Consider the following 17,057-nt stretch of genomic DNA (forward strand, 5'->3'; position numbering starts at 1 on the left):
CTTCGGCGGCGTAGGGAGCGGCGTCCGGGCGGGCCGGGTGCCGAAGGGCGGGACGAAGGAGACGACCGGGTCATGGCGACAGAGCGGATGACCGCGTCCGGGGCCGCCGGCCCCGCCGCGTTCCCCGGCGGCGCGGAACTGTTCCGGCTCGACCCGGCGGTCGCCCACCTCAACCACGGTTCCTTCGGAGCCGTGCCGCTCCCGGTCTCCCGGGTCCGCGCGACCCTCGCGGCAGAGGCCGACGCCGACCCGGACGCCTTCTTCCTGGCCGTGCCCGCACGGCTCGCCGACGCCCGGCGGCGGATCGCCGCCCACCTCGGTGCCGATCCCGAGGGCATCGCCCTCGTCAGCAACGCCACCGAGGCGGCCAACCTCGCCCTCGACGCCCTCGGCCTGCGCCCCGAGGACGAGGTCCTGGTCACCGACCACGGATACGGCACCGTCACCGGCGCCGCCGCCCGCCGGGCCCGTGTCGCCACCGTCGCCCTCGACCCGGAGCTGCCGGACGAAGCCGCGGTCGCGGCGGCGGTGCTCGCCGCGGTCACGCCCCGGACGAAGGTGGCGCTGCTCGACGCCGTCAGCTCGCCCACCGCACGCACCGTCGCCGGACCCGCGCTGCTCGCCGCACTGCGCGAACGCGGGGTCGTCACCGTGGTCGACGGCGCCCACGCGCCGGGCATGCTGGCCGAACCGCTCGCCGGAGAGCCGGACTTCTGGTTCGGCAACCTGCACAAGTGGGCGTACGCGCCCGCCGGCAGCGCCGTCCTGGCCGTCGCCCCGCGCCACCGCGACCGCGTGCCGGCTCCCGTGCCGTCCTGGGAGGACGAGCACGGCTTCCCGCGCGCTGTGGAGTACCGCGCGACCACCGACTACACCGGCCTGCTCGCCGCACCCGAGGGACTCGACCTGCTGGCCGCCCTCGGCGCCTCGAAGGTGCGCGCGCACAACGCCGAACTCGTCGCGTACGGCGCCGGTCTGCTGGCGGAGCTGCCGGGCCTGACGGCCCTCCCGTACGAAGCGTCCCTGGCCATGCGTTCCCTCCGGCTGCCGCGCGGGCTCGCCCGCACCCACCCCGAGGCCGCCGCCCTCCGCGAGCACATCGCCGCCCGCCTCGGCTGCCGCGTCCTCGTCTGGCCCTGGCCCACCGGCGGCGGCATCCGCGTGAGCGCCCAGATCTACAACCGCCCGGAGGAGTACGAGCGCCTGGCGCGGGGCCTCGGGGAGCTGCTGGCCCAGGGCGTGCCGCCCTACGCGTAGAACCGTGACAGGCTCCGCAGGACGCACGCCGGCTTCGGTCCGCCCTCGATCTCGATCGTGCCGTCGACCGCTATCTGGACGCCGCCGGGGACGTCCTGGATCTCGGCGAGGCGGGCCGCCAGGCGCAGCCGGGAGCCGGACCTGACCGGGGACGGGAAGCGGACCTTGTCGAGGCCGTAGTTGACCTTGGTGGTGACGCCGCGGACGTCGAGCAGTCCGGTGAAGAGCGGGATGAAGAGCGACAGCGTCAGATGGCCGTGGGCGATGGGGGCGCCGAACGGGCCCTCCTTCGCCTTCTCCACGTCCACGTGGATCCACTGGTGGTCGCCGGTGGCGTCGGCGAAGCCGTCGATCCGGTCCTGGGTGACGTCGATCCAGTCGCTGGTGCCCAGCTCGCTGCCGGCGAGCTGCTTCAGGGCGTCGATGCCGTCGACGGTGAGGGTCATGGGGAACCGTTCCTTTCGGGAGTCAGGGGAGTCGGAGGAGTCGGACGAGTCAGGGGAGTCGGGGGAGGCAGGGGAGTCGAGGGAGCCAGGGGTCACGAGAGGCTCGCGGGTCAGCCGCTGCCGTATCGGGCGCGCAGGGAGTGTTTGAGGAGCTTTCCGGAGGCCGTGCGCGGCAGCGCGTCGACCAGGACGAGGGACCGGGGGATCTTGTACCTGGCGAGCCGTCCCGTCAGGGACGCGAGCACGGCCGCCGGGTCGAGCGCGGTGCCCTCGCGGGCGACGACGATCGCGCGGGCCGTCTCGCCCCACTTCTCGTCCGGCACTCCGATCACCGCGCACTCGGCGACGTCGGGGTGGGCCAGGAGTGCCTCCTCGACCTCGGCCGGGTAGACGTTCTCCCCGCCCGAGATGATCATGTCCTTGAAGCGGTCGACGATCGTGACGTAGCCGTCGGCGTCGACCCGCGCCGCGTCGCCGCTGCGGAACCACCCGTCGGTGAAGGCCGCCGCGGTCTCCTCCGGCCGGCCCCAGTAGCCGGCCATGACGTGCGGGCCGCGGATCAGCACCTCGCCCGTCTCGCCGGCCGTCACCGGCGTGAGGTCCGGCCGCACCACCCGTACGTCCGTGAAGAAGTGCGGCACCCCGGCCGAACCGGCCTTCGCGACCGCGTGTTCCGCGTCCAGGAACAGCGCCCCGGGCGAGGCCTCGGTCATCCCGTAGCCCTGGAGGAAGGCGAGCCCCCGCTCCTGGTACGCGGCGATGAGCGAGGCCGGCACGGGCGCGCCGCCGCAGGTGAGCAGCCGCAGGCCGGACAGGTCGGCCGTGGCCCAGCGCGGATGCCGGGCGACCTGGTCGAACATCGTCGGCACCCCGAACATGAAGGTGACGCCGTGCCGTTCGACGAGGTCGAGGGTGCCGCCCGGGTCGAAGGACTCGACGAGGACGCAGGTGCCGCCCTTGAGGAGCACCGGCAGCGTCAGCATGTTGAGCCCCGCGGTGTGGAACAGCGGCGCGGACACCAGGGCGGTCTCGTCGGCGTGCAGATCGTGGTCGACGAGGACGTTGACCGCGTTCCAGACGAGGTTGCCGTGGGTGAGCATCGCGCCTTTCGGACGCCCGGTCGTGCCCGAGGTGTACATGATGATGCACACGTCGTCGGGCGAGACCGCCTCGTCGACCGGCTCAGCGGAGCCCGCGGCGAGCAGCTCCTCGTACGTGGCGCCGCCCGCCTCGACGACGGTCCGCACCCCGGTCACCGTCTCCGCCGTCGTGGCGTGGGCGGGGGAGTGGAGCAGGACGCTCGCGCCCGAGTCCTCCAGCTGGTACGCGATCTCGGGCGCCGCGAGCCGGGTGTTGAGCGGCACGAAGACCGCGCCGAGCAGCCCGGCGGCGAACAGCGTCTCCAGGAAGGCCGGATGGTTGGGGCCCAGATAGGCGATCCGGTCGCCGCGCCGGACGCCGGCCGCGCGCAGGGCGTGCGCGAGCCGGCTGGTGCGCTCGTGCAGCGCGCCGTAGGTGACGGTGGTGGAGCCGTGGATCAGAGCGGTGCGGTGCGGGGTCTTGCGGGCCCGGCGTGCGGGCCACGACCCCAGTCCCTCGTTGCGCATCACGGGCCCTTTCAGGCGGAGGGTTCGGTCAGTCCGAGCAGCCGGGCGGCGTTCTCCTTGAGGATCTTCGGACGCACCTCGTCCTTGACCGGCAGCTTCGCGAAGTCGGCCAGCCAGCGGTCCGGGCTGAGCACCGGGTAGTCGGAGCCGAAGAGCACCTTGTCCTTGAGCAGGGTGTTGGCGTACTGGACGAGCTGCGGCGGGAAGTACTTCGGCGACCACCCGGAGAGGTCGATGTGCACGCCCGGCTTGTGGGTGGCGACGGCCAGCGCCTCGTCCTGCCACGGGAAGGAGGGGTGCGCCAGGATGATCTTCAGGTGCGGGAAGTCGGCGGCGACGTCGTCCACGTGCAGCGGGTTGGAGTACTTGAGGCGGATCCCGCCCCCGCCCGGCACGCCCGCGCCGATGCCGGTCTGCCCGGTGTGGAAGAGGGCGATGGCGCCGGTCTCCTCGATCACCTCGTACAGGCCGTACGCGAGGCGGTCGTTCGGGAAGAAGCCCTGGATGCTGGGGTGGAACTTGAAGCCCTTCACCCCGTACTCCTCGACCAGGCGCCGGGCCTGCCGCACCCCCGCCCTGCCGCGGAACGGGTCGACGGAGGCGAAGGGGACGAGGACGTCGGGGTGGGCGGCGGCGGTCTCGGCGATCTCCTCGTTGGGGATCGGTTCGGTGCCGGTGGCGTGCTCGGCGTCCACCGTGAACACCACCGCGGCCATGCGCCGCTGCCGGTAGTAGGCGGCCATCTCCTCCAGGGTGGGCTTCCGTTCGCCCTCGACCTTGAAGTACGCGCCGGAGGCGGCGTGCAGGTCGTCGGAGAGCGAGGCGTGACCCTTGGAGGAGACCTCGCAGTGGGTGTGGACGTCGATCGCCTCGAGGGCGGCGACGTCGAGGCCCGTCACCGGGTCTCCGGGAGCTTCGGCGCGGGGATGCCGACGGTCTGCGGTTCGCGGCCCACCGAGGTGTGCCAGGCGGCGGCGATCGTGTCCGGCGTCCAGCCGCCGTCGGCGTAGGCGGTCGCCACCTCCCGCGGGTGCGACCACAGGGCGAGTCGGTCGCCGCCGATGCCGACACACTGCCCGGTGATCCCGCGGGCGGCGTCGGAGGCGAGGAAGGGCACGAGGGCCGCGCAGTCCTCGGCGGTGCCGAAGCCCTCGCCCTTGCGCAGGGCGTCGGGCAGCGGCTCGCCGCGCCGCATCGCCTCGACGTACGGGGCGAAGACGGGGATCGTCTCCGTCATGGCGGTGGCGGCGACGGGCACGATCGCGTTGACGGTGATGCCGGCCTTGGCGAGCTCCATCGACCAGGTGCGGGCCATGGCGGCGACGCCGGCCTTGGCCGCGGCGTAGTTCGTCTGGCCGAAGTTGCCGCGCTGGCCGGCGGGGGAGCCGACGAGGATCAGCCGCCCGCCGTCGCCCTGCTCGCGCATGCGGACGGCGGCGGCACGGGCGCAGGTGAAGGTGCCCTTGAGGTGGGTGGTGACGACGGCGTCGAAGTCCTCGTCGGTCATCTTCCACAGCACGCGGTCGCGCAGGATGCCCGCGTTGGTGACGAGCACGTCGATGCGGCCGAAGGCCGAGACGGCACGGGCGACGAGCCGGTCGGCGGCCTCGGCCGTGCCGACGGCGACGGCTTCGGCCACGGCCCGGCCGCCGGCCTCGACGATGGTGTCGGCGGCCTTCCGCGCGGTGTCCTCGTCGAGGTCGTTGACGACGACCGCGGCGCCCGCGGCCGCGAGGGCGGAGGCGTAGGCCAGGCCGAGGCCCCGGCCGGAGCCGGTGACGACGGCGACCTTCCCGGTGAGGTCGACGGGGGCGTTGTGCGGCATGGAGGTCCCTTCGGGAGGCGGGAGGGAACGGCAGGAGCGGCGGACGGGAGAGCTCGCGCTCGATCGGCGTCGGTCCGCTGAAAGGAAGCTAGGACCAATCATTGTTGACGTCAATGGTTGTGATCGACACCAGACTTGGGGCATGCTGGTCCCATGGACGACAGGGACCACCCATGGATGCTCGGACTGCACGCCGACGCCGGCTATCTCCTCTACCGGCTCGGTCTGCGCTCCGGGCAGCTCTTCAACTCCGCGCTCCAGGAGTCGGGACTACGGCTGCGCCACTACGCCGTACTGCGCTACCTCGCGACCGTCGACGGCGCGCTCCAGCGCGAGCTGAGCACCCGGCTCGGTTACGACCCCAGCGCCATCGTCGGCCTCGTCGACGACCTGGAGCGGCTCGGATTCGTCGAACGCCGGCCCGCGCCCGGCGACCGGCGCAGCCGGATCGTCGTCCTCACCGACGCCGGCCGTGGCTTCCTCAAGGACACCGACCTGACCAGCCGCCGCGTCACCGACGGCCTCCTCGCCCCCCTGTCGGACGAGGAACGGACCGTCCTGCACGGGCTGCTGCGGAGGATCGCCGAACCGGCCGACTGACGTCCTACGACCCGGCGTCGCCGGCGAGGAACGAGGTCACCACCGCCGTGAACTCCTCGGGATGCGTCACGTGCGCCATGTGGCCCGCGCCCTCGAAGACATGGGTACGGGCCCCGGACAGCGCCCCGGCGACCCGGTCGAGGGCCGCGCCGAACAGCGCCGGACTCTCCGAACCGCTGGTCAGCAGCGCGGGCACGCCGCAGCCCCGCAGGGCGGCCAGGTCGAGCGCCGCCCATCCCGGGTCGTTCTGCTCGTCCAGGAACGTGGGCGCGTGGGCGACGAACATGTCCCGCTGCTCCTGCGGGAGCTCCTCCCACGCCCCCGGCCCGGCGGCCACGTCCTCCACGAACGCGCGGGCCCCGGCCAGGTCGTCACCCTGCCGCACCAGGTCCGCCGCGTGACCGAGCCGCTGCCGGGTCACCGCGACCTCCTCGCGGACGGCCGGCACGTCGGCCACCAGGTCGAGCAGCGGGGGCTCGTGGACCACGAGCCCCCGGAACAGCTCCGGCCGCCGGGCGGCAAGCCTCAGCGCGATGGACGCGCCGAGGGAGTGGCCGACCACGTACGCGGGGGCGAAGCCGACCGTCTCCATCAGGGCGGCCAGGTCCTCCTCGTCCTCACGGAGCGAACCCTGGCCCTCGGGCCGGTCGCTCTCGCCGTGCCCGCGCCGGTCGTAGACCAGCACCCGGTGGCGCAGGGCGAGGCCGTGGACGACGAGGTCCCAGTTGTGGTGGTCGTACCACGAGCCGTGCACGAGGACCAGCGGGTCCCCGTCACCGCCGGCCTCGCAGAACAGCCCGACACCGTTGACCTCGACCCTCGTCATGCGCGCTCCCTGCCCGTGCCCTGCGGTGACCGGCGGACGAACGAGCCGGAAACCGCCGTCCATTCTCCGGACCCGGACGCTCAGGCGTGGGAGAACACGCAGGCCATGCGGGTGTCGGGATTGCTGCTCATGCCGACGATCGCCCCGCCGTCCGCCCGGTTGGCCCGGGCGTGCGCGCCCGCGTAGCCGTGCGAGGTGAGGAAGACGCCCAGCGCCGCGATCCACTCGTCCGCCGTGCCCGACGCGGGGTCGTGCACCGGCTCGGAACGGGGCACCACCCGCTCCTGGACCAGATAGCCGCGCCCGGCGGCCCTGTCGAGCGCCTCACGCCACTCCGCGTCGGTGCACTCCCAGCCGACGAAGGTGTTCAGGCCGCCGTGCCCGCCGCCCGGCTTGAGGATCAGCTGCTCCCTGCGCTCCCGGCACTCGTCGAGGAGGCCCGCGCCGATCGCGCCGCCGAGCGGGCGGCTCCACGGCAGCACCCGGTCGACCAGGTCCCGCTCGACGGCGTCGAAGGCGCCGGTCCAGCGCGGGTCGGAGAGCAGACCGAGGGCGTTCTTGTGGGCGTACAGACCGCTCTCCAGCGAGGTGAACAGCACGGTCCGGCCCGCCTCGTGGGCCCGGAACAGCTCCTCGGCGACCTCCGGCCCCGCCGGGTCGTCGAGCAGCTGGCTGGCACCGAAGTTCCGCAGCACCAGGTCCAGCGGAGCGCCGTCCAGGGTCAGCTTGCCGTCCGCCCGGGCGCGCAGCTGCCCGACCTCGCCGATCCGCAGGTCGAGGCCCTGCGCCGCCATGGCCTCCTGGAAGGCCCGCATCAGCCTCCCGTACGGGCCGACGGCCCCGTTGCCCTCGACGAGACCGATCACCGGCTCCCGCCCGCCGCCCGGGAGCGCGGGACGGGCCCGCTCCCGCAGGTCCTCGGCGAGCAGCGCCGCCGTGTCGACGTGCGCCAGGCCGTGCGCGGCGGCGAAGTCCGCGAACTCCCCTACCCCGAGCAGTGCCTCGTTGCACACCGCCATGTCCAGGCCGCCGACCTCGCTGCCGAGGTTGAACTCCAGGAGCCGGTAGCCGCCGCCGTCGTGGTACGCGTCCGCGCGTCCCAGCTTCGCCGGGCGCCCGTCGGCGGACCGCCGCAACAGCGCCGCGTGACGCGGTGCGATCCCGAGCTCCGCCGCGTACCGCGCGTGGTCGCCGCCGAAGAGCCGCTCCGGCAGCGAGACGAGCAGTTCGAACAGGCCCTCCAGGTCGCGGGCGAAGTCCCGTATCTCCTCGGCCCGCACGAACCAGGGCCGCGGCAGCAGATGGCGCCGCCACGCCGTGTCGAAGGCGGGCGGCAGCCCGGCGCGCGCGACCGCGTCCCGCAGCCCCTCGTTCCCGTTCAGGCACTCGTCCACATAGTCGCGGCTCAGCAGTCTCATGCGCCCCAGTCGACCATGGACGGCGGCCCGCGCGACAGGCCGCGGGAGGCCAGTGGTCCCGTCCCCGGCCGACCCGCGCCGCGGCGGATCCGGCGCGGATGGCACACTCGCCGCATGGTGTACGAATTCCTCGCCGCGGCGGGTGTGCTCGCCCTGCTCACGATGGTGCCGGGACCGGACATGGCGGTCGTGACCCGACGGGCCGTCGCCGCCGGCCGGGGCGACGGGCTGCGGACGGTGGCCGGGATCACCACCGGCCTGCTGGTCTGGGGCGTGCTGTCCGTGGCCGGTCTCGCGGCCGTCCTGGCCGCGTCCGCCACCGCGTACACCGTGGTCAAGCTGGCCGGCGCGGCCTACCTCGTGTTCCTCGGCGCGCAGGCGCTGCTCACCGCCCGCCGCGGCCGGGGCCGTCCGGACGACGCGGCGACGGCGTCCGCGCAGCTGCCGCCGCCGGCCGGGAACCCCTGGCGCACCGGGCTCGTGAGCAACGTCCTCAACCCGAAGATCGCCGTCTTCTACACCGGCCTGCTGCCGACGCTCGCGCCGCACGGCCTCGCCCCGCACACCGGCATGGCACTGCTCGTGCTGATCCACGCGGCGCTCACCGTCGGCTGGCTCGGCGCGTACGTGCTGCTGCTCACCAAGGCCCGGGCGTTCTTCGCCCGGACCTCGGTGCGCCGGGCCATGGAGCGGATCACCGGCGTCGTGCTCATCGGCTTCGGCGTGAAGGTCGCCACGGCCTCCCAGGCCTGAGTGCGGCCGTTCCCGGTCCTGAGTGCGGCCGTTGCGGTCCCGGGAGCGGTCGCCCGGGGCCGGGGGCGGGCGCTACGAGCCCCAGGCCTCGAACTCGTAGACGCGGGCGGCCGGGTCCGTCGTCTGCGTGGGTCTGGTGACCGTCAGACGGACATAGCGGGCGGTGAGGGAGACGGGGTGGGTCGTGGCCGCTGCCGTGTTGCCGGTGACGGTCACGGCCGTGGTCCACGCGGCGGTGGTGCTGTCGCGCACCTCGATCCGGAAGTCCCGGGTGTTCCAGGCAGCGCTCTCGCCGCCGGCCGCCGCGTGCTTCACCACGAAGCGGTCGAGCGCACGCGGTGAACCCAGGTCCACCTCCAGCCACTTGGCGGTCGTGGTGGTGCACCACTTGTCGCTGTTGCCGCCGGACACGCTGCCGTTGACCGCCTTGGCCGGGGTCTCGGCGCCGTTGCACTGGCCGGACGCCGTCGCGGGACGGTTCAGGGCCAGATTGGTGGCGGCCGTGGCCGACCACGTGACCGTGGTGCTCGCGGCGGGCGAGCGGCCGAACTCCGTGGACACCGCCTCCACGTCGAGCGTCGTCGACGCCTCCGTACCGGCCCGCTCCAGCTTCGGCACGAAGTAGCTGTCGTTCGGCGTCGCGCCGAGGAAGGTGCGGCCACCGTCCGGGTCGCGGCGGTACACCTCGTAGTGGTGCACGTCCCCGGCCGACGACGCCGTCCAGGCGAGCCGCAGCGACTTCGTGGCGGCGCCGGTGTCCGTGGTGCCGAGGACGGTCGGTGCCGTCGGCGCCGAAGGGGCGTCCACCGTCCCGTCGTACAGGGCGAGCTGCCCCACCTTGATGTCGTAGGAGGCGGTGGTGCCGGTGGTCTGGAGACCGATCTGCGCGACCGTCTTCCCGGTGTACGCGGACAGGTCGAGCGTCCTGCGCTCCCAGCCCGTCGTCGTGGTGGAGCCGAGGTCGAGCGTGGTGAAGGTGGTGGGGGAGTCGGTGAACGACACCGCGGCCTTCAGCCGCGTCGGTCCGGCGGCCGGGGTCTTCACCACGACCGAGAGTTTCGTGTCGGCGGCGACCGGAAGCCGCGACTGGTAGAGCCGTACGGTGTTCACGGCGTCCAGGACGCCGGTCAGGCGCAGTGCGGAGCCGCCCTCGTAGGCGTCGGTGAAGTCGATCGACGGCTTCAGCTTCGTCCCGCCGGACCGCACCAGCCAGCGGTAGGTCGGCGGCACGTCCTGGAGGGAGAGATTGTTCCAGCCGGACGACGAGACGCGCACGCCGCCCGAGTGGTAGAAGTCGCCCTGGCCCGCGTCGAAGGAGGTCACGAAGGGCTTGGCGGTGACGGGCGACGACTCCGCGACGTAGGCCGCGAGCCCCTTCCAGGAGGACGTGGTCGTGGTGTCGGACGGGTCGCCGTTGGCGCCGTCCCAGAACCGCGCCTCACGGGCGTACGAATCGGCCCGGTCCGTCGAGGAGTTGTGGGTCCACTCGGGGCGGTAGAGGCCGAGCGAGGTGGTGTGCGGCCGGCCGTCCGGGAAGACCGCGCTCCACGGGACGGCCGTGTTGTAGCCGTTCGCCTCGGTGTCCACGCCGGCGAACAGCTCGTACTCGCTGCGGCCGAGGCTCCGGGCGAGGGTCCGCGAGGAGTCCAGCGCGGAGGCGCCCCAGCCGAAGTCGAGGAACATCGAGTCGCTGGTGCGCAGCGAACCCTCCTGGAGGAACGCGTCGTTGGCGCTGGTGAGGGCGTCCTGCCAGCTGACCGAGCCGGACTCCGTCATCGCGTCGTACCACATGAACTCGACCGGGCCGAGCGAGCGGGCGTAGCGCAGGGTGTTGCGCATCTCGGTGGCGAGGGCGGTGTCGCCGCCGGCCGTCTCCTGGTTGACGAACCAGCCGTCGAAGCCGTAGTGCCGGGCGACCTGGGCGAGCTTCTCGGCGACGGGATAGCGGGTGCCGGACTTCTGGACGAAGTCGCGCACCCACTGGATCTGGCCGCCGTACGCGGTGGGCGGGAAGAACACCGTGCCGTACACCTTCACGCCGTTGCGGTGGGCGGCGTCGATCACGGTCGGGTTCGGCGCGAGGATCAGCCCCTCGCCGGCCGAACCGCCCCAGAACACCAGCTTGTCGACGTACTGCCAGTGCCCGAAGGCGTAGTAGCGCGGATCGGACGAGCCCTGGGAGGGGTTGTTCGAGGTGGGCGCGAAGGAGACCAGCGACACGACCTCGCCCTCGCCGGCGCGCGCGCCGGCGTTCGCCTTCAGGGCGGGGTCGGAGACGCGCGGTCCGAGCGGCACCCGCGAGCGGTTGAAGCGGGCGTCGGGGTCGGTGGCCGGGTCCCAGTCCAGGATGGTGTTCGGATACCAGTAGGAGGCGTACGGCTGGTTGCCCGCAGTCGCGACAACGTTGTCGGGCGCGGCGGGTGACGCCGTCGCCGACGCGCTCGGCGTGGGGGCCAGGCCGAGCGCGGCCGCGGACAGGGCCGCGGCCAGCAGGAGGTGCAGGGGTCTTCTCATCGGAGCTCCGGTCCAGCAGAGGGGGAAGGGGCTGGTGGTGCCGGTGGCGCGATGGTGCGGGATCGGGACCTGCCGGGCGGAGGACGCCGGTCAGGCGGGTGACGGCCCGTCAGGCGGAACGCGTCCCGACGGGCCCGGGTCCGGTGCGGAGGCTAAAGGGATTTAGCGAGCACGGTCAAGAGGGCGTCACCCGTGCGACCGGCCCTCACGGGGGGCCGCCGTGCTCTCGCGCACCGTGAGCCGCGGCGTCGGGTTCCTGACGTCCTGCGCCGACGACGGGTCGTCGATCACGGCGAGCAGGGCCGTGGCCACCTGCTCGCCGAGGGCGAAGGTGTCCCGGGAGAGCGCGGTGAGCGAAGGGTGGACGATCCGGGCGAGCGCCGAGTCGTCGAACGACACCACCGACACCTCGCCGGGCACCGCGACCCCCATCTCCGCGGCGACCCCGAGGCCCGCCACGGCCATCACGTCGCTGTCGTACACGATCGCCGTCGGCCGCCGTGGCCCCGGCCGGGCGAGCAGCGCCCGGGTGGCCGCCGCGCCCTCCGCGTCGCTGAAGTCCGTCGGCACCGAGACCGCCTCGTCGAGCCCGAGCCGGCGCGCCGCGTCCCGCACCGCCCGGATCCGGCGCTGAGTGTGCTGGAAGGAGGGCAGACCGGCGAGATGGGCGATCCGGCGGTGCCCGAGGGCCGCCAGGTACTCGACGATCGAGGTCATCGCCTCGCGGTCGTCGGCCCAGACGGCGGGCAGCCGCCCGTGCCTGCCGGGCCCGCCGAGGACGACGGTCGGCACGCCGAGTTCCTCGAGGACGGGGATGCGCGGGTCGCGCACCTGGAGGTCGACCAGGACGAAACCGTCGACCCGGTGCTCGGAGGTCCACCGCCGGTAGACCTCGGTCTCCGCGGCCGTGTCCTCGACGACGAGCAGCTGGAGGGCCGTGCCGCGGACGGAGAGCGGGGCCTGCAGCCCCGAAAGGAGCTGGCCGAAGAAGGGTTCGAGCCCGATCGTGCGGGCCGGCCGGGCGAGCACCAGGCCGACGGCGCCGGCCCGCGCCCCGCCGAGGGCGCGAGCGGCGCTGTGCGGGCGCCAGTTCATCCGCTCGGCCACCCGCAGGATGCGCTCCCGGGTCGCCTCGCTGACGCCCGGACGGCCGTTGAGCGCGAAGGAGACGGCGCCCTTGGAGACGCCCGCCTCCCTGGCGATGTCGGCGATGGTCGGTCGGGCCATCGGGCGCTCCCTCGTCCTGCGCGTTTCCGCACGCTCTCTTGACACCGGAGTTTAGCCGGGAGGATAGTCCCGCATCGCTAGAGCGGTTTAGTCAAGCAAGCCGAGCAAGGTCCGCGCAGTTCCCCCGCGACGACCCGAGCAAGGAGACACCCTCGTGCGACACATTCGAAGGAGCCTGTGGGCCCGGTGGACCGCCGCCGCCGTAGCCGCCGTGACCCTCGCCGGCTGCGGCCTCGGCGGCGCAGATGACTCCGGCACGCCGGGTCCGGCCGGCACGGGCGGCGAGGTCAGGGGCAAGGTCTCGCTCCAGACCTGGGCGCTCAAGCCGAAGTTCACCGCCTACATGGAGGGCGTGATCTCCGGCTTCGAGAAGAAGTACCCGGGCGTCGAGGTCGAGTGGCTCGACCAGCCGGGCGAGGGCTACTCCGAGAAGGTCCTCAGCCAGTCCGCCGGCGGCACCCTCCCCGACGTCGTCAACCTGCCGCCGGACTTCGCCCTGCCCCTGGTGAAGCAGAACCTGCTGCTCGACATCGGAGGGGCCGACTCCGCGGCGGCCGCCGACTACGTCAAGGGCGGCCTCGACGCCTACCGCTTCCCCGGCCACGACGGCACCTACGGCTACCCCTGGTACCTGAACACCGACGTCAACTACTGGAACGGCGAGCTGTTCACCAGGTTCGGCCTCGACCCGAAGAAGCCGCCGGCCACGCTCGACGAGCTGGTCAGGGCCGCCCGTACCGTCAAGGAGAAGTCCGGCGGCCAGACGTATCTGATGAGCCGCAAGCCCAACCTCATCGACCTCGCCAACGCCGGTGTGCCGATCATGTCCGCCGACGGCAGGACCTTCACCTTCAACACCCCCGAGGCCGCCGCCGTCCTCGACACCTACCGCGAGGCCTTCAAGGAGGGCCTGCTGCCCAAGGACGTGCTCACCGAGACCTACGCGGGCAACACCAAGCTGTTCAGCTCCGGCACCGCCGCCTGGACCACCGCCGGCGCGAACTACATCACCAGCCTCGCCGTCGACAACCCGACCCTGGCCCCCAAGGTGGTCTCCTCTCCCGCCATGGGCACCCCGCCGCTGTACGTCCAGGGCCTGTCCGTCCCCAAGAACACCAGGAACCCGGCCGCGGCCCTCGCCCTCGCCCGCTGGGTGACGAACGCCGAGAACCAGGCCGCCTTCGCCCGCGAGACCAGCATCTTCCCCTCCACCACCGCCTCCGCGGCCGACCCCTTCTTCAGCAGGAGCGACGGCAGCAACGCCGGCGACGCCAAGGTCACCGCCTTCCGCTCGCTCGCCTCCGCTCGCGTCCTCGAACCCGTCCAGGCCAACGAGGCGATCAAGACCCTGATCAACCAGCAGATCGCCCTCGCCGTCAGCGGCCAGAGCGGCTCCAAAGAGGCCCTCGACACGGCCGTCGCCCGCGCCAACCAGCTGCTGAAGGACTGAACGGAAGGCTTCCCATGACCCACCGGCGCTGGTTCACGCCCTGGCTGCTCGCCGGTCCCGCACTGGTCTGGCTCGCCGTCTTCAACCTGTGGCCCGCGGTCAACACGGTGATCCTGTCCTTCACCAACGCCCGGCCGCTCGGCGGCGGACACTTCACCGGACTGGAGAACTACCGACGCGCCCTCGACGACGAGCAGTTGACCGACGCGCTGGTCAACAGCGTCATCTACCTCCTCGTCTGCCTGCCCCTGCTCACCCTGCTGCCACTGCTGCTCGCGCTCCTCGTGGAGAAGAAGCTGCCCGGCATCACGTTCTTCCGCACCGCGTTCTACACCCCGGTCGTCGCCTCCGCGGTCGTCGTCGGTCTCGTCTGGGGCTGGGTGCTCGACGACCGGGGACTGCTCAACGGCATGCTCCACCAGCTCGGCCTCGCGGACCGGCCCGTCTCCTTCCTCACCGACCGCTGGCTGCTGCTCTTCAGCGCCATCGCCCTCACGGTGTGGAAGGGGCTCGGGTACTACATGGTCATCTACCTGTCCGCGCTCGGGAACGTCGGCCGCGAACTCCACGAGGCCGCGGCCGTCGACGGCGCCTCCGCCACCCGCAGGTTCTGGCACGTCACCCTGCCCGGCGTCCGCCCCGCGATGCTGCTGATCTCGGTCCTCGTCTCGGTCTCCGCGCTGCGGATCTTCTCCGAGCTGTACGTCCTGTCCCACGGCACCGGCGGACCCGGCGGGCGCGACATGTCGGTGGTCATGCTCATCCAGATGTACAGCCGCGGCTTCACCGGACACATCGGCTACGCCTCCGCCCTCAGCATCCTGCTCTTCGTCCTCACCGTCGGCCCGATGCTCGTCCTGGCCCGGCTCAACCGGAAGGCGGCCTGACGCATGACCACCCCGGGCCGCGCCCCGCGCGCCACCGAGCGGGCGGTGCGCTACCTGCTGCTGCTCCTCGTCCTGCTCCTCACCATCGGCCCCTTCCTCTGGCAGCTGTCCACCTCGCTCAAGGGACCCGGGGAGGACGTGTGGTCCCGAACCCCCTCGTTCCTGCCGGACGATCCCACGCTCGCCAACTACGCGCAGGTCGCCGACACCATCCCGGTCTGGACCTACGCCGCCAACTCGCTGGTCGTCGCGGGCATCGCCGTCGCCGGCAACGTCGTCGGCGCCACCCTCGCCGGCTTCGCGCTCGCCCGGCTGCGGTTCAGGGGCGCCCGCCTCGCGTTCGGCCTCTTCGCGGCCACCCTGGTGCTGCCCGGCGAGGTCACGATCGTCTCCCAGTACGTGACGGTCCGCAGCCTCGGCCTCACCGACACCCTCCTCGGCGTCGCCCTGCCCGGCGCGATCGGCATGCTCAACGTGCTGCTCATGTACACCGCCTTCCGCGCCGTGCCGTCCGAGCTCGACGCCGCCGCGCTGGTCGACGGCGCGAGCGTGTGGCAGCGGCTCGTGCACGTGGGCCTGCCCAACGTCCGGGGCATGCTGAGCGTCGTGGTGATCTTCACGTTCATCGCCGCCTGGGACGACTTCCTGTGGCCGCTGATCGTCCTCAACGACCCCGGCCGCTACACCCTCACGGTCGGCCTCCAGTACCTCGACGGCACCTTCTCCGCCAATCCCCGCCTGGTCGCCGCCGGCACCATGATCGCCTTCCTGCCGATCGTGGCGGTGTTCGCGGCACTCCAGCGCTTCTTCTTCAAGGGAGTCGAGGAAGGCGCGATCAAGGGCTGACCCGGCCGTCTCCCCACCCTCCATCGCGAAGGAACCACACCTCGCATGACGAACCCCCGGAACACCACCGGTCCGCGCTTCGGCGTCAACTACACCCCCAGCCAGGGCTGGTTCCACCACTGGCTCGACTTCGACCTCGACGCGGTCCGCGCCGACCTGGACTCCGTCGCCGCCCTGGGCCTCGACCACATCCGCGCCTTCCCGCTCTGGCCCCTCTTCCAGCCCAACCGCACCCTGATCCGCCCGCGGGCCGTCGAGCAGCTGGGCGCGGTCGTCGACGCCGCGGCCGAGCGCGGGCTCGACGTCGCGGTGGACGGCCTCCAGGGCCACCTCTCCAGCTTCGACTTCCTGCCGTCCTGGACCCAGACCTGGCACCGGCGCAACCTCTTCACCGACCCCGAGGTCCTCGACGGCCAGACCGCCTATCTGCGCACCCTCGCCGCCGCCCTCGCCGACCGGCCCAACTTCCTCGGCATGACCCTCGGCAACGAGATCAACCAGTTCTCCGGGGACCCCCACCCCGACCCCGACCGCATCACCCCCGACCAGGCCGAGAGCTGGCTGCGCCGCATGCTCGCCGCCTGCGAGGACGGCGCACCCGGCCGGCTCCACCTGCACGCCGCGTACGACGCCGCCTGGTACCTGGACGACCACCCCTTCACCCCCGCGCACGCCGCCCGCGTCGGCGGCGCCACCGCCGTCCACTCCTGGGTCTTCAACGGCACCGCACAGCGCTACGGCGGCGACTCCTTCGCCGCCGGACAGCACGCCGCCTATCTCGTCGAGCTCTCCAAGGCCTGGGCCGAGGACGCCCGCCGCCCCGTCTGGCTCCAGGAGGTGGGCGCCCCCGCCCCGCACGTGCCGCCCGAGCGCGCGGCCGGATTCACCCGGACGACCGTCGCCGCCGCGCTCGACTGCCCCGATCTGTGGGGTATCACGTGGTGGTGCTCCCACGACGTCGACCGCGCGCTCGCCGACTTCCCCGAACTCGAATACAGCCTCGGCCTGTTGACCACCGACGGCCGGACCAAGCCGACCGGACGGGCGCTGGGCGAGGCGGTCGCCGAGGCCCGCGCCACGTACTCTCCCGCACCGCACCGGACGACGGCACTGGTCCTCGACCTCCCGGAGGACGGAACCAAGCGCTCGGAGTGCGCCCCCGGAGGCCGCTGGTTCGAGGCCTTCATGCGCCTGGCCGCGGACGGCGCCCGCCCGGCCGTGGTCCTGGCGGCCCGCACCGCGGACCGCACCCACCTGGCCGCCCGCGGCATCACCGAACTCGTCACCCTGGACGACCTCGGGTAGCGGCGACCGGGCGCCCCGCCCGGAGCCGCCGGGAGGCCCCCGCCCCCCCCCCCCCCACCGTCCGACGGCGCCCCACGCCCGCCCCGCCCCCTGCCC

15 protein-coding genes are annotated in these 17,057 nt (G+C 73.0%); 7 read left to right on the plus strand and 8 right to left on the minus strand.

Going from position 1 to position 17,057, the window contains the following annotated elements:
• Positions 1–72 precede the first annotated feature (72 nt).
• Positions 73–1,257 (plus strand): aminotransferase class V-fold PLP-dependent enzyme, encoded by a 1,185-nt coding sequence (locus ACFVGS_RS25245; RefSeq protein WP_385693751.1) that lies wholly within the window; start codon positions 73–75, stop codon positions 1,255–1,257.
• On the opposite strand, the gene ACFVGS_RS25250 is transcribed toward ACFVGS_RS25245, so the two are convergent.
• The 4 genes from ACFVGS_RS25250 to ACFVGS_RS25265 form a co-directional block, all read right to left on the minus strand.
• Positions 1,248–1,703 (minus strand): MaoC family dehydratase, encoded by a 456-nt coding sequence (locus ACFVGS_RS25250; protein WP_385693752.1) that lies wholly within the window; start codon positions 1,701–1,703, stop codon positions 1,248–1,250. The two genes, ACFVGS_RS25245 and ACFVGS_RS25250, sit on opposite strands and share 10 nt — an antisense overlap.
• Before the next feature lie 110 nt (positions 1,704–1,813).
• Positions 1,814–3,310, minus strand: coding sequence for a long-chain fatty acid--CoA ligase (locus tag ACFVGS_RS25255; protein WP_385693753.1), 1,497 nt, complete (start codon positions 3,308–3,310; stop codon positions 1,814–1,816).
• Positions 3,311–3,321: 11 nt separating this feature from the next.
• A complete protein-coding gene (locus tag ACFVGS_RS25260) occupies positions 3,322–4,209 on the minus strand; it encodes an amidohydrolase family protein (RefSeq protein WP_384411293.1) in 888 nt (295 codons plus the stop codon).
• A complete protein-coding gene (locus ACFVGS_RS25265) occupies positions 4,206–5,135 on the minus strand; it encodes an SDR family NAD(P)-dependent oxidoreductase (RefSeq protein WP_384411295.1) in 930 nt (309 codons plus the stop codon). The genes ACFVGS_RS25260 and ACFVGS_RS25265 overlap by 4 nt, the downstream gene beginning before the upstream one ends.
• Positions 5,136–5,288: 153 nt before the next feature.
• Between ACFVGS_RS25265 and ACFVGS_RS25270 the strand changes: the two genes are divergently transcribed.
• Positions 5,289–5,735, plus strand: a complete 447-nt coding sequence (locus tag ACFVGS_RS25270; RefSeq protein ID WP_385693754.1) for a MarR family winged helix-turn-helix transcriptional regulator — start codon at positions 5,289–5,291, stop codon at positions 5,733–5,735.
• 4 nt (positions 5,736–5,739) lie between these two features.
• Here the strand turns inward: ACFVGS_RS25270 and ACFVGS_RS25275 are convergent, their stop codons facing one another.
• Positions 5,740–6,561, minus strand: coding sequence for an alpha/beta fold hydrolase (locus tag ACFVGS_RS25275; RefSeq protein ID WP_385693755.1), 822 nt, complete (start codon positions 6,559–6,561; stop codon positions 5,740–5,742).
• A gap of 80 nt (positions 6,562–6,641) precedes the next feature.
• Entirely contained in the window at positions 6,642–7,979 is a 1,338-nt protein-coding gene (locus tag ACFVGS_RS25280; protein ID WP_385693756.1) for a hypothetical protein, read from the minus strand.
• A gap of 114 nt (positions 7,980–8,093) precedes the next feature.
• Between ACFVGS_RS25280 and ACFVGS_RS25285 the strand changes: the two genes are divergently transcribed.
• The gene (locus ACFVGS_RS25285; RefSeq protein WP_385693757.1) at positions 8,094–8,732 is read left to right on the plus strand and encodes a LysE family translocator; all 639 of its coding nucleotides are present in this window, start codon (positions 8,094–8,096) and stop codon (positions 8,730–8,732) included.
• Between the two features lie 72 nt (positions 8,733–8,804).
• Here ACFVGS_RS25285 and ACFVGS_RS25290 read toward each other — a convergent pair whose 3' ends face one another.
• Together ACFVGS_RS25290 and ACFVGS_RS25295 are read right to left on the minus strand one after the other, a co-directional pair.
• The gene (locus ACFVGS_RS25290) at positions 8,805–11,246 is read right to left on the minus strand and encodes a discoidin domain-containing protein (protein WP_385693758.1); all 2,442 of its coding nucleotides are present in this window, start codon (positions 11,244–11,246) and stop codon (positions 8,805–8,807) included.
• Positions 11,247–11,432: 186 nt separating this feature from the next.
• Complete coding sequence (locus tag ACFVGS_RS25295) at positions 11,433–12,473, minus strand: LacI family DNA-binding transcriptional regulator (protein ID WP_385693759.1); 1,041 nt, start codon at positions 12,471–12,473, stop codon at positions 11,433–11,435.
• A 154-nt stretch (positions 12,474–12,627) separates the two neighbouring features.
• Between ACFVGS_RS25295 and ACFVGS_RS25300 the strand changes: the two genes are divergently transcribed.
• The 4 genes from ACFVGS_RS25300 to ACFVGS_RS25315 are packed head-to-tail and all read left to right on the plus strand — an operon-like array spanning position 12,628 to position 16,961.
• Positions 12,628–13,923 carry an ABC transporter substrate-binding protein gene (locus ACFVGS_RS25300; RefSeq protein ID WP_385693760.1) on the plus strand — a complete coding sequence of 432 codons (1,296 nt, stop codon included), beginning with the start codon at positions 12,628–12,630 and terminating at the stop codon, positions 13,921–13,923.
• Between the two features lie 14 nt (positions 13,924–13,937).
• Positions 13,938–14,810 (plus strand): carbohydrate ABC transporter permease, encoded by an 873-nt coding sequence (locus ACFVGS_RS25305; RefSeq protein WP_384411310.1) that lies wholly within the window; start codon positions 13,938–13,940, stop codon positions 14,808–14,810.
• Positions 14,811–14,813: 3 nt separating this feature from the next.
• A complete protein-coding gene (locus ACFVGS_RS25310) occupies positions 14,814–15,656 on the plus strand; it encodes a carbohydrate ABC transporter permease (RefSeq protein ID WP_385693761.1) in 843 nt (280 codons plus the stop codon).
• A gap of 45 nt (positions 15,657–15,701) precedes the next feature.
• Positions 15,702–16,961 carry a glycosyl hydrolase gene (locus ACFVGS_RS25315; RefSeq protein WP_385693762.1) on the plus strand — a complete coding sequence of 420 codons (1,260 nt, stop codon included), beginning with the start codon at positions 15,702–15,704 and terminating at the stop codon, positions 16,959–16,961.
• The last annotated feature ends 96 nt before the right edge of the window (positions 16,962–17,057 follow it).

Source organism: Streptomyces sp. NPDC127114, from assembly GCF_042677525.1.
Classification (GTDB): Bacteria; Actinomycetota; Actinomycetes; order Streptomycetales; family Streptomycetaceae; genus Streptomyces.

Excerpts from the sequence above, each read along its gene's own strand:
- ACFVGS_RS25270 (WP_385693754.1), top strand. The coding sequence starts at position 5,289 with ATGGACGACAGGGACCACCCATGGATGCTCGGACTGCACGCCGACGCC.
- ACFVGS_RS25265 (WP_384411295.1), bottom strand. The coding sequence starts at position 5,135 with ATGCCGCACAACGCCCCCGTCGACCTCACCGGGAAGGTCGCCGTCGTC.
- ACFVGS_RS25305 (WP_384411310.1), top strand. The coding sequence starts at position 13,938 with ATGACCCACCGGCGCTGGTTCACGCCCTGGCTGCTCGCCGGTCCCGCA.
- ACFVGS_RS25280 (WP_385693756.1), bottom strand. The coding sequence starts at position 7,979 with ATGAGACTGCTGAGCCGCGACTATGTGGACGAGTGCCTGAACGGGAAC.
- ACFVGS_RS25245 (WP_385693751.1), top strand. The coding sequence starts at position 73 with ATGGCGACAGAGCGGATGACCGCGTCCGGGGCCGCCGGCCCCGCCGCG.
- ACFVGS_RS25295 (WP_385693759.1), bottom strand. The coding sequence starts at position 12,473 with ATGGCCCGACCGACCATCGCCGACATCGCCAGGGAGGCGGGCGTCTCC.
- ACFVGS_RS25285 (WP_385693757.1), top strand. The coding sequence starts at position 8,094 with ATGGTGTACGAATTCCTCGCCGCGGCGGGTGTGCTCGCCCTGCTCACG.
- ACFVGS_RS25315 (WP_385693762.1), top strand. The coding sequence starts at position 15,702 with ATGACGAACCCCCGGAACACCACCGGTCCGCGCTTCGGCGTCAACTAC.
- ACFVGS_RS25250 (WP_385693752.1), bottom strand. The coding sequence starts at position 1,703 with ATGACCCTCACCGTCGACGGCATCGACGCCCTGAAGCAGCTCGCCGGC.
- ACFVGS_RS25310 (WP_385693761.1), top strand. The coding sequence starts at position 14,814 with ATGACCACCCCGGGCCGCGCCCCGCGCGCCACCGAGCGGGCGGTGCGC.
- ACFVGS_RS25255 (WP_385693753.1), bottom strand. The coding sequence starts at position 3,310 with ATGCGCAACGAGGGACTGGGGTCGTGGCCCGCACGCCGGGCCCGCAAG.
- ACFVGS_RS25275 (WP_385693755.1), bottom strand. The coding sequence starts at position 6,561 with ATGACGAGGGTCGAGGTCAACGGTGTCGGGCTGTTCTGCGAGGCCGGC.
- ACFVGS_RS25290 (WP_385693758.1), bottom strand. The coding sequence starts at position 11,246 with ATGAGAAGACCCCTGCACCTCCTGCTGGCCGCGGCCCTGTCCGCGGCC.